Source organism: Halalkalibacter oceani (assembly GCF_023715705.1).
Taxonomy (GTDB): Bacteria; Bacillota; Bacilli; order Bacillales; family Bacillaceae_D; genus Halalkalibacter; species Halalkalibacter oceani_A.
The window spans coordinates 52,608-66,698 of sequence record NZ_JAMBOS010000022.1; the positions used below are offsets into that span (position 1 = coordinate 52,608).

The 14,091-nt window shown below is 47.2% G+C and carries 12 protein-coding genes, 1 rRNA gene and 1 other annotated feature; all 13 genes read right to left on the reverse strand.

Going from position 1 to position 14,091, the window contains the following annotated elements; all coding sequences use genetic code 11:
- Positions 1-36: 36 nt before the first annotated feature.
- Positions 37-699: a serine O-acetyltransferase gene (cysE, locus tag M3212_RS16665; protein ID WP_251195119.1), complete on the reverse strand. Its 663-nt coding sequence runs from the start codon at positions 697-699 to the stop codon at positions 37-39.
- A 183-nt stretch (positions 700-882) separates the two neighbouring features.
- Positions 883-1,106 (reverse strand) — a binding site (T-box leader).
- Position 1,107: 1 nt separating this feature from the next.
- The gene (gene gltX / locus M3212_RS16670; RefSeq protein ID WP_251195105.1) at positions 1,108-2,568 is read right to left on the reverse strand and encodes a glutamate--tRNA ligase; all 1,461 of its coding nucleotides are present in this window, start codon (positions 2,566-2,568) and stop codon (positions 1,108-1,110) included.
- Positions 2,569-2,648: 80 nt separating this feature from the next.
- Positions 2,649-3,128, reverse strand: coding sequence for a 2-C-methyl-D-erythritol 2,4-cyclodiphosphate synthase (ispF, locus tag M3212_RS16675; RefSeq protein WP_251195106.1), 480 nt, complete (start codon positions 3,126-3,128; stop codon positions 2,649-2,651).
- Complete coding sequence (gene ispD, locus M3212_RS16680) at positions 3,125-3,811, reverse strand: 2-C-methyl-D-erythritol 4-phosphate cytidylyltransferase (protein WP_251195107.1); 687 nt, start codon at positions 3,809-3,811, stop codon at positions 3,125-3,127. Before ispD ends, ispF begins: the two co-directional genes overlap by 4 nt.
- Before the next feature lie 211 nt (positions 3,812-4,022).
- Positions 4,023-5,117 (reverse strand): PIN/TRAM domain-containing protein, encoded by a 1,095-nt coding sequence (locus M3212_RS16685; protein ID WP_251195108.1) that lies wholly within the window; start codon positions 5,115-5,117, stop codon positions 4,023-4,025.
- Between the two features lie 185 nt (positions 5,118-5,302).
- Positions 5,303-6,379, reverse strand: coding sequence for a DNA integrity scanning diadenylate cyclase DisA (disA, locus tag M3212_RS16690; protein WP_251195109.1), 1,077 nt, complete (start codon positions 6,377-6,379; stop codon positions 5,303-5,305).
- On the reverse strand, positions 6,379-7,758 hold the full coding sequence (gene radA, locus M3212_RS16695; RefSeq protein WP_251195110.1) for a DNA repair protein RadA: 1,380 nt from the start codon (positions 7,756-7,758) through the stop codon (positions 6,379-6,381). The genes disA and radA overlap by 1 nt, the downstream gene beginning before the upstream one ends.
- Before the next feature lie 166 nt (positions 7,759-7,924).
- Complete coding sequence (gene clpC, locus M3212_RS16700; protein WP_251195111.1) at positions 7,925-10,366, reverse strand: ATP-dependent protease ATP-binding subunit ClpC; 2,442 nt, start codon at positions 10,364-10,366, stop codon at positions 7,925-7,927.
- 19 nt (positions 10,367-10,385) lie between these two features.
- Entirely contained in the window at positions 10,386-11,462 is a 1,077-nt protein-coding gene (locus M3212_RS16705) for a protein arginine kinase (RefSeq protein ID WP_251195112.1), read from the reverse strand.
- Positions 11,463-11,468: 6 nt separating this feature from the next.
- Positions 11,469-11,999: a UvrB/UvrC motif-containing protein gene (locus M3212_RS16710; protein WP_251195113.1), complete on the reverse strand. Its 531-nt coding sequence runs from the start codon at positions 11,997-11,999 to the stop codon at positions 11,469-11,471.
- Between the two features lie 16 nt (positions 12,000-12,015).
- Positions 12,016-12,483, reverse strand: a complete 468-nt coding sequence (locus M3212_RS16715; protein WP_251195114.1) for a CtsR family transcriptional regulator — start codon at positions 12,481-12,483, stop codon at positions 12,016-12,018.
- A 221-nt stretch (positions 12,484-12,704) separates the two neighbouring features.
- Complete coding sequence (locus tag M3212_RS16720) at positions 12,705-13,490, reverse strand: VLRF1 family aeRF1-type release factor (RefSeq protein WP_251195115.1); 786 nt, start codon at positions 13,488-13,490, stop codon at positions 12,705-12,707.
- A gap of 500 nt (positions 13,491-13,990) precedes the next feature.
- Positions 13,991-14,091: ribosomal RNA gene (rrf, locus tag M3212_RS16725) — 5S ribosomal RNA — on the reverse strand; the annotation flags it as partial.

Sequence of the window (14,091 nt, forward strand, 5' to 3'; positions counted from 1 at the left end):
TGCTCATCTACTCCTTCTTACGGTAATTTCTATACATTATGCGAAAGGCTTTTCCTTTGATGAAGAGTTCAGCAGTTCTCTTTCCGAGCGCAATGCCTTTATTTCTTCTTCCAGTTCTTTTAATTTATCGGCAATCGGGTCAGGAAGATTGTGATGGTCAAGCGTCTGTTCGACCCGCTGGCCGTCCTGAATGACAATTTTGCCTGGAATGCCGACTACCGTGGAATTAGGAGGAACTTCTTTTAAGACGACCGAGCCCGCTCCGATACGAGCATTCTCTCCAATTGTAAACGATCCTAGTACTTTGGCTCCTGAAGCAATGAGGACATTATCCTTTACCGTAGGGTGACGCTTGCCTTTTTCTTTTCCCGTACCGCCTAGCGTAACACCTTGATAGATCGTTACATTGTCGCCAATTTCACACGTTTCCCCGATGACAACCCCCATACCGTGATCAATAAACAGCCGCTGGCCAATGGCAGCTCCAGGATGAATCTCAATTCCGGTAAAAAAGCGGCTCACCTGTGAAATAACACGGGCGATAAAGTACATCCGGCACCGTTTCCACAACCAATGCGCAAGCCGATGCGCCCATAAGGCGTGTACACCGGAATAGGTGAAAATAACCTCCAGTCGATTTCTGGCCGCCGGGTCCTGATCAAGCACGACATCAATATCATTCATCAAAGTACGGAAAATCTTCTTCACAATCTCCTTCCCCCTTTACAATAGCTAATCTTCTGCTACCAATACCTCTCCCCGTCTGAACATCAGCTGACCTTCCCCCTGAAAATCAGCCCTCAAGAGTACCCCGGCCTCGCCCAGGACTTCTGTGCTCGCAAATAAACATCCCATACAAAAAAGCCTCTGTGCATAAGAATGCACAGAGGCGCAGCGCGCGGTTCCACTCTGTTATCGCAAGGCATTCCTGCCCCGCGCTCTTTGTAGCGGATAACGACGCCACTCGCTTTTTCCTACTCTCGCATGATTTCAGAAAAAGGCTCAAGGGTGCATTTTCAAAGAAGCGGGTTTCAATCACTTTCAGCCGGGGTGATTGTCTCTGCAAAACCACTGCCTCTTCTACTTTTCCCTCTCAACACGATGATTTTATTGATTTAATAAGCGTCTCAGTCTTGCACTTACGACCGCTTTCCCTAATACTTCAATCGCATCCGGCAGCTCAGGACCATGCGTCTGCCCTGTAACGGCAACGCGAATCGGCATAAATAACTTCTTACCCTTATGACCGGTTGCCTTCTGCGTCGCTTTAATCGCCGCCTTAATGTTAGCCGCGACAAAATCGTCCAACTGATCCAGTTCCCCGGCAAGATGCTCCAGCACCTCCGGAACCTGCTCTTCAGCTAAAATCTCTTTTGCTTCCTCATTATACTCAATTTCCGGCTTAAAGAACAACTCTGTTAAATCAACAATTTCAGCGCCATATTGCAACTGCTCCTGATAAAGGCCGATTAGACGCTTGATCCACTCATATCGTTCTTCATTAAGATCCTCCGGTACCCTGCCTGCTTTCTTCAAATGCGGCAAGGCCAGAGAAACGACAGTATCAAGATCGGCCTTTTTCATATACTGATTGTTCATCCAGGCCAGTTTATCCGTATCAAATACGGCCGGCGCCTTGGAAACACGCTCAAGGCTAAATTGGGCACTAAGCTCCTCCATCGAGAAAATTTCCTCTTCTCCGACCGGGGACCAGCCGAGCAACGCGAGGAAGTTCACGAGCGCTTCCGGCAAATAGCCGAGCTCCTTATACTGCTCGACGAACTGAATGATCGATTCATCCCGCTTGCTCATCTTCTGGCGATCCGGATTTAAAATGAGAGATGCATGGGCAAATTGCGGCGGCTCCCAGCCAAATGCCTGATACAGCATCACTTGCCGCGGCGTATTTGACAAGTGCTCCTCGCCACGGATGACATGTGAAATCTTCATCAAATGATCGTCCACCACGACGGCAAAATTGTACATCGGAATGCCGTCCTTACGGGCAATGACAAAATCGCCGATCCCATCTGATTCAAACGATACTTCTCCGCGCACGGCATCATTAATCCGGATAACCTGCCCTTCCGGAACACGGAAGCGGACGACCGGCTTTAGCCCCTTCGCTTCATAAGCTTCACGCTCTGCCTCGGTAATGTCGCGGTCACGCCCGCTGTATTTCGGCATTTCTCCGCGGGCTTTCTGCGCCTCACGCTCTGCCTCAAGCTCTTCCTCCGTCATATAGCAGTAATATGCTTTTCCCTCTGCAAGCAATTGCTGAATGTATCTTTCGTAAATATCCATACGCTCCATACAGCTGTACGGACCGTACTCTCCTCCGACATCAATGCTTTCATCCCATTCAAGTCCAAGCCACTTTAAGCTGTCTAGCAGCTTTTCCTTGGCGCTCTCCACATTACGTGCCTGGTCGGTATCTTCAATTCGCAAAATGAAGGCCCCACCCTCCCGCTTAGCGAGCAAATAATTAAAAAGCGCTGAACGGGCTCCTCCTATATGTAAATGCCCTGTAGGACTCGGTGCAAATCTGACACGAACTTCCCTTTCCATTGGTAACACCTTCCGTTTCTAGCATATATCTATGCTCATTTTTTTATTTTAGCATCATCGTGATAGTCGTTCAATTCCTCTCACTGCCGTTCAAGTAAAATTACGGCCTGAGCAGCAATCCCTTCACCTCTGCCGGTAAAGCCCAGCTTCTCTGTCGTCGTTGCCTTGACGTTAATTTGGCTCGTTTCCGCTTCAAGCAGGCTGGCAATCCGCTCCCGCATTGCTTCAATGTGAGGCGCCATCTTCGGCTTCTCGGCAATGATCGTACAGTCGAGATTACCAAGCTTAAACCCTCTCTCTTTGATCAGAATCCAGACATGCTCCAGCAGCTTGGCAGAATCAGCATCCTTAAAGCGCGGGTCTGTATCGGGAAAGTGCTTGCCAATATCGCCTTCGCCTATCGCTCCCAGCGCCGCGTCGGCAATCGTATGTAATAGAACATCAGCATCGGAATGACCAAGCAATCCTTTCTCGTACGGGATCGTCACTCCTCCTAAAATGAGTGGGCGTCCTTCTACCAGCTGGTGTACATCAAATCCTTGTCCAATTCTTACCGTCATCCGTTTCGCTCCCTTTCCTTGCTTATCAAGTGGGCCACTGTCATATCCTCCGGTGTGGTCAGCTTGAGATTATGATAGCTCCCCTCTACAATCACGACCGTCCGACCGATCCATTCAATCAGACTCGCATCATCCGTCGCTGTATAACCTTCCTGTTCGGCCTTTGCATGGGCTTGGCGTAACAGTGCCGCCTGAAAAGCCTGAGGGGTTTGCACCGCCCACAGTTCGTCGCGCTTTAACGTTTCAACAACGCTGTCGCCTTCGACCCGTTTAATCGTATCCTTTACCCGGACGGCGGCGATCGCCGCCCCTCTCTCGCCGGCGCGCTCCACAAGCTCGTCAATCACTCTCTGCTCGACGAAAGGACGGGCGCCGTCATGGACGAGAATAATCCCGTCTTCCTCCAGGCTCTGCAAGCCATTGCGGACACTGTCCTGCCTTTCCTTCCCCCCGGTTGCGACCGTTACTTTTTTAAAATCACGCTTATCCATCATCGTGTTCATTAATGCCACTTCTTCTGGATTGGCTACGACAACAATCCGGCGGCAACTCGGGTCCTGTTCAAACAAGCGCACGGTATGTACGATGATTTCCTCTCCCTGCAGCTTTAAAAATTGCTTGTTCCTCCCGGCCTTCATTCGCTTCCCCTGGCCGGCCGCCGGAATAACGACACTGTATTTCATGCTCTTCTCTCCTGTCATAATCGTTCTTATTTTAGCATGTTCCTCTTCCGATTACATATATTTTCTTAGAAGGGACGCATCGAGTAAGAAAAACACTGCAGTTGCCTCCTCAAATCAACCCTAGGGAGCACGGTTTTAGGACATCCCTGACAAGCAAAAAGAGAAGCGCCTCCCTCCTCTTATAAAAAAGAAGGCAAGCGCTACGGTTTGATTATAAGGCTTTTTCCAACAGCTTAGGCTTTGCAAAGATCATCCGCCCCGCACTCGTTTGTAGAACGCTCGTTACAACCACATCGAGATGCTTGCCGATATAATCACGTCCGCCTTCGACGACAATCATCGTTCCGTCGTCTAAATAGGCAACACCCTGGTGCTGTTCCTTTCCATCCTTGATCACTTGCACATTGAGTTCCTCACCCGGAAGTACAACAGGCTTCACTGCATTTGCCAGGTCGTTAATATTTAAAACCGCTACTCCTTGAAGCTCACATACTTTATTTAAGTTAAAATCATTCGTTACAACCATACCTGAAGAGATTTTTGCGAGTTTGACGAGCTTGCTGTCAACCTCGGAAATATCCTCAAAATCGCCTTCATAGATTTCAACATTGACGGGAAGCTCTTTTTGGATTTTGTTAAGAATATCAAGCCCGCGTCGTCCACGGTTACGTTTCAGCACATCGGAGGAGTCTGCAATGTGCTGAAGCTCTTCCAGCACAAATTCAGGAATAACCAATGTCCCCTCCAAAAAACCAGTTTTGCAAATATCGGCAATCCGACCATCGATAATGACGCTTGTATCGAGAATTTTCAGCTGCTTTCCCGTTTCCGGATCCGCTTCCTCTTCGTCTTTCTTTTTGCCGAGACCGCGGGTGAGCATCGTCAAATTCATCAGCTCATCACGCTTTTTAAAGCCTATTTGAAAACCGAAATAGCCAAGGAAAATCGTCACGAAAATCGGAAGGACTGTGCTAACAACCGGGATGTTAATCGCGTTTAATGGGATCCCAATTAAATAGGCAACAATAAGTCCAATAATCAATCCCATTGTTCCAAATAAAACGTCAGGTATCGGCGCGCGGACAATCGCCTCCTCCAACAGCTTCATCACGTTGACAATATAATCAGACAGCCAAAATGTGGCAATAAATAAAATAACTGCTCCAATCACTGCTCCTGCGTAAGAACTGTCTAACCACGAAGGAACATTACCAATATTTAAGATATGGATAAGTTCTGGGATGAATAGAAAACCTAATGTTCCTCCAACAAGAACGAAGAAAAGTTGAACAATCCCTTTTAACATCCATATTCACCTCCTTTTATTATTATAGACAAGTTCTTGATATCAAAACCTATCAAACTGGATTTCACATAAAATTCCAAGATTATTCTATCTTCTTAAACGATCTGTACCGCTTTTCCCTCTTGATTTTTTTAATTTATCATTGTACTTTTTTTCTACCGTAAAGTCAAACAGGATCTGCGTGGCTAAATATGCCGGTCGACGAATAATTGCTCCTGAATACGCGTTAATCCGTCCTTTATCAATTTCGCCCTCGCTTCTCCAATTCCTTCTACTTCATCCAATTCTTCGGTGCTTGCAAACATAATGCTCGTTAAGTCATCATACTTTTCGATCAGATTTTCAATGATCGCCGACGGCAGCCGTGGAATACGATTAAGGATCCGATAGCCGCGCGGTGAAACGGACTGTTCCTGAATATTAATGTTTTTCCCGTAACCGAGTGCTTTAACGATTTCATGCTCATCAAGCAGCTCTTCCGCCTGCAGCTTCGTCAGCTCCTTCAGAATTTCGTTGACGTCCTGCTTGCGATCCTTGACATAATCTTTTAAGAGCCAAACCGCTTCCTTTTCGGTATCGGCGACAAGCTCGCTGAGCTGCATCGTAATCAGCCGTCCCTCATCCCCGAGCTCATTCACATAGTTCAAAATTTCCCGCTTAATCCGCAGTACCATCTGGACGCGATGGATGACCTGGGTAACCTCATGAAACGTCACAAGCTGTTCGAATTCAAGCGCGCCTAAATTGGTAATGCCCTGATCCAGTACAGCACGGTATTTTTCCAATGTTTGAATCGCCTGATTCGCCTTCGTTAAGATCACGCCGATATCTTTTAAAGAGTAGCGATAATCACCTTGATAAAGGGTAATAACATTACGGCGCTGGGAGATCGAAACGACTAAATTCCCCGTCTGCTTAGCGACGCGCTCCGCTGTCCGGTGACGGATTCCCGTTTCATTTGAAGGAATTCCGTTATTGGGTACAAGCTGCGTATTCGCATATAAAATCTTTTTGCCGTCATCGCTTAAAATAATTGCACCGTCCATTTTTGCCAGCTCATAGAGATAAGCCGGTGAAAAATCGCAATTGATAAAGAAGCCGCCATCAACAATCGACGTCATATCATTATGGTACCCAATGACAATAAGTCCGCCTGTCTTCGCCCGCAGGACATTGTCGATTCCCGCCCGCAACGGTGTTCCCGGCGCGACCAGCTTTAATACGCTTTGAATGAATTCATTTCTTTTCTGCTCCTCGCTCATTATGATCCTCCTATTCCAACCTGTAATGCTTCTTCCAATGCCGATACACCAACGACCTTCATCCCTTCAGGGTATGTCCAGCCCCCGAGATTTCGTGCCGGGATAATGGCCCTCTGAAAGCCGAGCTTAGCTGCTTCATGCACCCGCTGCTCAATCCGGGAAACACGTCTAATTTCTCCCGTCAGTCCGATTTCACCGATGACGACATCGGTCGGGCTCGTGATTTGATTTCGAAAGCTGGAGGCGATGCTGATCGCGATTGCTAAATCAATTGCCGGCTCGTCGAGGCGAATCCCTCCGGCAACGTTCAAATACGCATCCTGGTTTTGCAGCAAAAGACCGACCCGCTTTTCAAGGACAGCCATTAAAAGTGATACCCGGTTATGGTCAATCCCGGTCGCCATTCTTCTCGGATTTCCAAAGCTCGTCGGTGAAATTAACGCCTGCAGCTCGACGAGAACAGGCCTTGTGCCTTCCATCGAAGCAACGACAATCGAGCCGGCCGTCCCCTGGGAACGCTCCTCCAGAAAAATTTCCGATGGGTTCACGACCTCCGCGAGACCTAGCTCCTTCATTTCAAAAATACCCATTTCATTTGTCGAGCCAAATCTATTTTTAACCGCCCGCAAAATTCGATACGTATGATGGCGTTCACCTTCAAAGTAAAGCACGGAGTCAACCATATGCTCAAGCAGCTTCGGTCCGGCGATTGAACCCTGCTTTGTCACATGGCCGACAATAAAGATTGCAATTCCTCTCGTCTTTGCCATTCTCATGAAGGCCGCTGTACATTCCCTTACTTGAGCTACACTTCCCGGCGCCGAGGTTACTTCCTCCTGATAGACCGTTTGAATGGAGTCGATGACAACTAAAACAGGCTGGACCTCGTCAATTGCTCGCTCGATTAGCGTAATGTCTGTCTCTGCCAGCACATACAGCTCCTGAGAAGCTAAGTTGAGCCGGTCAGCTCGCAGTTTTGTTTGCTTAACCGATTCTTCTCCTGAAATGTACAGCACTCTTTGCCCCGTTTCCGCCAGCTTTGCCGAAAGCTGCAGCAGTAACGTCGATTTCCCGATCCCCGGGTCCCCCCCAACGAGCACAAGGGAGCCTGGAACGACACCGCCTCCAAGTACGCGGTCAAGCTCCTTCATCTTTGTCCCGATCCGTGGCTCCATGTCGCTCTTAATTGAGACGATCGATTGTGGCTTTGAGTTTCCTGGTGCACCGGAAGTCACGTAACTCCGGCTTGCCTGGCGCGCTGATTGTTCAAATTCCTCCACCATTGTATTCCAGCCTTGGCAGCTGGGACATTTGCCCATCCATTTAGCCGATTCATAGCCACATTCCTGACAGACAAATTTTGTTTTTCGTTTGGCCATCTGCTTGCCCTCCTTGATCCACGTTGCTTCTTTCTTTTATTGTAGCAGAAATATCAGCCAAGGGAGGGTTTCTCCTATATGTATGGTGAAAAGCCAAGGGATTATGCCTCTCCCTTGGCTTTTCTTGCTTATTAGCCCTTATTTCGAGTCATAAGCGAACCTGTATTTACACTTGGAGATTCTCGCGGGTAATAACCGTTAATTCGTTGTCCTTCACGTCAATTAACGCTTTTTGCCCTTTGACGATCGTTCCCTTTAACAGCTCCTCGGAAAGGCGATCCTCAACCTGCTTTTGCAGAGCACGGCGTAACGGCCGCGCCCCATATTCCGGATCATAGCCAATATCGGTGATTTTATCCTTGGCGGCTTCTGTTAATTCAAACTCAATCCCTTGCTCAGCCAAGCGGATTTTGAGCTGCTCAGCCATCAGCGTAATAATTTCACGAACATGCTTCTTCTCCAAAGCATGGAAGACGATGATTTCATCGATACGGTTTAGAAACTCAGGACGGAAGCTCCGCTTCAGTTCCTCCATTACTTTATCTTTCATATCAGTGTATTCTTGACCTTCCGATCCTGTCGTAAAGCCGAGGAATTTATTTTTACGCAATGTGCTGGCGCCGACATTGGATGTCATAATAATCGCCGTATTACGGAAGTCGACGGTTCTTCCCTTCGAATCGGTTAAGCGGCCATCCTCAAGCACCTGCAGCAAAATATTAAACACTTCCGGATGCGCCTTCTCGATTTCATCCAGTAGAATGACGGAGTAAGGCTTGCGGCGGACTTTTTCCGTCAGCTGACCGCCTTCCTCATGACCGACATAACCAGGAGGTGAGCCGACGAGTCGGCTCGTCGCATGCTTTTCCATGTACTCCGACATATCAATTCGAATGACAGAGTCTTCATCGCCGAACAATGTCTCGGCAACGGCCCGGGCCAGTTCAGTCTTACCGACCCCAGTCGGTCCAAGGAAAATAAAGGAACCAATCGGACGCTTCGGATCCTTCAGCCCGGCACGCGCCCGGCGTACAGCCTTGGAAATTGATTTAACGGCTTCTTCCTGCCCGACGACGCGTTCATGAAGAATTTCTTCCATCTTCAAGAGACGATCCGTTTCTTCCTCTGCCAATTTTGAAACCGGAATTCCTGTCCAGCTGGCGACAACCTGGGCAATATCATCAACAGTGACCTCCGTATTCTCTTGGCCCTGCTGCTGCTTCCATTCATTTTTCATTTCTTCAAGCTCTTCACGCAGTCTTTGCTCAGAGTCCCGCAGTGACGCCGCTTTTTCAAACTCCTGGCTTTGAACAGCTGCATCCTTTTCTTTCCGAGTTTCCTCCAAGCGCCCCTCAAGCTCTTTCAAATTCGGCGGCGCGGTATAGGAACGCAGCCGGACTTTTGAGCCTGCCTCATCAATTAAATCGATCGCTTTATCCGGGAGAAAACGATCAGAGATATAGCGGTCGGACAATTTAACCGCTTCTTCGATCGCATCATCGGTAATCGTGACGCGATGATGGGCTTCATAACGGTCGCGCAGCCCTTTTAAAATTTGAATCGACTCCTCAAGTGTCGGCTCATTGACCTGAATCGGCTGGAACCGGCGCTCAAGCGCTGCGTCTTTTTCAATATATTTACGATATTCATCCAGCGTTGTGGCACCGATACATTGCAGCTCACCTCTGGCCAGAGATGGCTTTAAAATATTTGAAGCATCGATCGCGCCCTCTGCTCCCCCAGCCCCGATTAAGGTGTGCAGCTCATCGATAAAGAGGATGACATTGCCCGCCTGCCGGATTTCATCCATCACTTTCTTAAGGCGGTCCTCAAATTCGCCACGGTACTTAGTACCGGCAACGACCGTCCCCATATCAAGGGTCATGACGCGCTTGTTGCGCAATGTTTCCGGTACTTCGTTGGCGATGATCGCCAATGCAAGCCCTTCGGCGATCGCTGTTTTCCCGACACCCGGCTCACCAATTAATACCGGGTTATTCTTCGTTCTTCGGCTTAACACTTGGATGACACGTTCGATTTCCTTGCTTCGTCCGATAACTGGATCAAGACCTTCTTCGCGGGCCACCGCTGTTAAATCACGGGCCAGACTGTCCAGTGTAGGCGTATTGGCGTGGCTGTTGCCCCCGCTCTGTTGCGAAGAGCTGCCAACTTCATTGCTTCCTAATAGTTGCAGAACCTGCTGACGCGCTTTATTAAGACTGACTCCGAGATTGTTCAGCACCCGGGCAGCAACACCTTCCCCTTCACGAATTAATCCAAGAAGAATGTGCTCTGTTCCGACGTACGAATGACCAAGCTTTCTCGCTTCATCCATTGAAAGCTCAATCACTTTTTTCGCCCGCGGCGTGTAATGAATCGTTTTTGAACCTTCCTGGCCTTTGCCGATTAACGATTCTACTTCATTTTGAATCTTGTCGGAACCCAGGCTGAGCGCCTGAAGAGCCTTTGCGGCGATACCTTCTCCTTCACGGATCAAGCCTAACAAAATATGCTCAGTACCAATATTATTATGGCCTAATCGAACAGCCTCTTCTTGGGCTAATGCTAATACCTTCTGTGCTCGTTCTGTAAAACGTCCAAACATCATTGACGTTCACCTCCATGGATTAATCGTGTTTTTCCTGTTCCAGTTTCATTCGCTCTCTGATTAATGTTGCTCTTCTTTCATCACGCTGGCTTGAAGATAGGACATCGCCGGCGTACTGCTGGAGAAACCCCGGCTGAGTCAAGATCATCAGTTCATTTAAAATCGTCGCGCTCAGCCCTTGAATCAATCCCAGATCAATTCCCAGTCTAACATCTGATAAACGCTGGGTCGCCTCTTTTGATTCAATTAGGCGGCTGTGGCATAGAATGCCGTAGGAACGATTCACCCGGTCCTCCAGCTGCAGGCGCGAGTGATCCAACAGCATATTGCGCGCTGCACGTTCCTGCTGAATAAGTTGCAGCACGACCCCGCGCAAATCCTCAACGATGTCTTCTTCCGATTTTCCAAGCGTAATCTGGTTCGATATTTGAAAGAGATTACCTAATGCTTCGCTACCTTCACCGTAAATTCCTCTAACAACAAGCCCTAATTGATTAATAGCTGGCAGAATCCGGTTTAATTGCTGCGTCATTGCAAGAGCCGGCAAATGCATCATCACCGACGCGCGTAACCCCGTGCCGACATTCGTCGGACAGCTTGTCAAATAACCGCGCTTTTCATCAAAAGCATAAGTAAGTAATTCTTCTATCCAATCATCAATCGCATTGGCCGTTTCAAGCCCCTTCTCAAGCTGAAACCCGGGCCATAGACATTGAATGCGCAAATGATCTTCCTCATTGATCATGATGCTGACAGCTTCTTCTTTATCCAGCAAAACGGCTCCATACTTTGAATTGTCAGCTAAATGCGGACTAATTAAATGTTTTTCGACTAGGACGCGCTTTTCATTTGTTTTTAATTCATCCATCGGGACGAGTTCAAGCCGTCCAACCGTCTGAAAAACCTGCTGGGTAAGGGCCTCGCCTATATGCTTCGAAACCGCATAAGATTCTTCCATTGAGGCAAGAAGAGGAAATTTATATTCCTCCAGGTTTCTCGCAAGCCTGATTCGACTGCTTAGCACAATATCTGAGTCCGGCCCGGCTTTTTTTGTCCATGGACTGAGCGCTTCGGAAATAAAATCTTGGAGTGACATTTCTTACTATCCCTCCCTTTTTTCGTTTCTTTGTTCTAATGCACGGATTTCATCACGAAGTTCAGCTGCTTTTTCAAACTCTTCTTTTTCAATATACTGTTTAAGCTCCTGCTTCAGTGCGTCAATTTTTCTCTGCAATTGAATTCCGCCGCCAATTCGTTGCGGAATCTTGCCTGCATGTGCCTGATTTCCACTGTGGACGCGCTTTAAAATCGGATCAAGCTTCGTCTCAAAGCTTTTGTAACAATGAGCACATCCGAAACGGCCGACGCGAGTGAACTGCTCATAGGTCATTTCACACTTGTCACATACAAGCTCCCTCACACTTTGAACCTGTCCCTGCCCTGTTTGTAATGGCTGTTCAAAATGCAAAAGTCCCGATAACAATTGATGGATGGAAAAGCTGTTTGTTCCAGGAAACTGTTCCCCTTTTTCCTTCGCACACTGCTCACATATATGAAATTCTGTCTTCTCACCGTTGATAATTTTTGTGAAATGAAGGCTGGCTTTCCGTTGATTACATTCCTGACAAAGCATTTTCTCCCCCTCCCTGCTATGCTTCTTTATACTTTAATGTTTTAAGCATTGCCTTTAAAATATTGGCACGCATCTCATCACGATGAGAAACATTCGCCTGATAATGCATCCGGTCAACGGCACTGATCATCAGTGTCGCTTCTCGCTTTGTCACAGCCTTTTCTTCATATAAGCGGATGATAATATTCTCCGCAGTATTTTGATCGACCTTCTGACCAATAATATCAATCATTTGGTCAAACAAATCAACATGGTCGTGGGGACTGATTTTAATGATGCGAATATATCCGCCGCCACCTCGTTTACTTTCTACTAAATACCCTTTTTCAACAGTAAATCGTGTTTGAATCACATAATTGATTTGTGACGGTACACATTGGAATTTTTTTGCAATTTCGCTCCGTTTTATTTCCAGTAAGTCATCCCCGCTCTTTTTTATTGTCGCTTTCAGATATTCTTCAATGAGATCGGATATATTCCTCATAGAGTGTCCCCCTTCCCGCTTTTGACTTTGACTATCTTTGACTTTAAAAACATTATAATGGTTATTTTCAAAAAGTGCAACTTATCTGCTTTTTATTAGTATAGCCATTCCTCTTCGATTGATAACAGCTGTTTCGTTATATGTATCAACTTTTTTTAACGACGATAGAGGATCACGCCACGCTGAAAAACAGTTGGTGTCATCCTCTATGCGCCATGATCTTAAGAGGCCAATACTTCGCTGACCACTTCATGAGGTTTCACATTGGTGAAATTTTTCTTTACTCTATCAATATGCTTATAGGTGATATGTTGTTCAAATTCCTGCAGTAATTCAGGCGGACCGACTAAATATAATTTGCTCCAGTCCTGCTGCTTAGCTTGTTTTTGAACAATCACCGCCAGCTGCTTATACCATCTTGCCTGATTCGCTTCAAAGCGTTGGTCAACCTGATCGCGATGTGTCGCACCGGAGGCTGTCCTGTCTCTGGAGGCAAGACCTTCATATTGCTTCCAATCTTCATCTTCCACATCCCATTGGTAGCTCATTTCGCTATCCACTTCTCCTAAGCTCGTTTCGATGATCGTGATCTCTTTCTTTTGTACCAGGACTACTCCTGAACGTGGGAAGGTTTCTTGAATATCGTAAAGCTGGTCCAAAACGGGGTGGTTCTCCCAATGAAATTGATTTTCAACAGGGACGTTCAGCTTCTTCAATACCCAATTTCCATCAGCTGAGGCAATCACGACTACACTTCTTGGCATTTCTGTTTGCAAATCATGAACGGCATTCGTCACCCGTTTTTTTATTTTTCTATAATCATTAAGGTACCGGTCATCACTAACTTGGATGTATTCTTCAAGCTTCTTCAAACCATTTTTGAGACGGATTTTCCATTCTCCTTTTTGCTGATCCTGGTTTGATTGATCCGTGTTTAAATAAATCGTCAGGCAACCTTCTTCACACCTTTGCTCTTTCAACAGTTGGAGTTCCTTTTGCAACGTCATTTTACTCCTCCTTTAAAATTGAAGATGCTTCCACGTATGATCACTTTAACCGAACCAGCTTTTATCTAAACCTATTTCAAGGAGAAATAAATGCCCCAACAAGTTTACACGGTCTATGAGCCATCTCAGGACAGCACTCCGTCTGCCCTCTACTTTTTTAAGACAGTGCTCTTCAGGCCTTGTGCGTTATCTTTTGTGCAATAAAAAAGCACAATCCGCTTGGATTGTACTTTATCGCCCGGCAACGTCCTGGCTCTCCATTTGTCTTCTACGGGGATGATCCTCATGTCGCTTTCCTCTGGCCTCTTTTCATGAAGTCCTACGAAGACAAACGGCTCGTCTCACAGGGGGATCATGCTGCTTTGCTTCGCTGCTTACTCATGAAGTTCCATCGGCTTTTTCATAGAAGCGGCTCGTTCTTCCGAACGAGTGCTCTTCAGGTCTTGTGCGTCATCTTTTGTGCAATAAAAAAGCACAATCCGTTTGGATTGTACTTTATCGCCCGGCAACGTCCTACTCTTGCAGGAGGAAGCCTCCAACTACCATCGGCGCTGAAGAGCTTAACGACCGTGTTCGGCATGGGAACGGGTGTGACCTCTTC

Coding starts and splice junctions, on each gene's coding strand:
- gltX (WP_251195105.1), bottom strand. CDS start 2,568: ATGGAAAGGGAAGTTCGTGTCAGATTTGCACCGAGTCCTACAGGGCAT.
- ispF (WP_251195106.1), bottom strand. CDS start 3,128: ATGACGGTAAGAATTGGACAAGGATTTGATGTACACCAGCTGGTAGAA.
- ispD (WP_251195107.1), bottom strand. CDS start 3,811: ATGAAATACAGTGTCGTTATTCCGGCGGCCGGCCAGGGGAAGCGAATG.
- M3212_RS16685 (WP_251195108.1), bottom strand. CDS start 5,117: ATGTTAAAAGGGATTGTTCAACTTTTCTTCGTTCTTGTTGGAGGAACA.
- disA (WP_251195109.1), bottom strand. CDS start 6,379: ATGAGCGAGGAGCAGAAAAGAAATGAATTCATTCAAAGCGTATTAAAG.
- radA (WP_251195110.1), bottom strand. CDS start 7,758: ATGGCCAAACGAAAAACAAAATTTGTCTGTCAGGAATGTGGCTATGAA.
- clpC (WP_251195111.1), bottom strand. CDS start 10,366: ATGATGTTTGGACGTTTTACAGAACGAGCACAGAAGGTATTAGCATTA.
- M3212_RS16705 (WP_251195112.1), bottom strand. CDS start 11,462: ATGTCACTCCAAGATTTTATTTCCGAAGCGCTCAGTCCATGGACAAAA.
- M3212_RS16710 (WP_251195113.1), bottom strand. CDS start 11,999: ATGCTTTGTCAGGAATGTAATCAACGGAAAGCCAGCCTTCATTTCACA.
- M3212_RS16715 (WP_251195114.1), bottom strand. CDS start 12,483: ATGAGGAATATATCCGATCTCATTGAAGAATATCTGAAAGCGACAATA.
- M3212_RS16720 (WP_251195115.1), bottom strand. CDS start 13,490: ATGACGTTGCAAAAGGAACTCCAACTGTTGAAAGAGCAAAGGTGTGAA.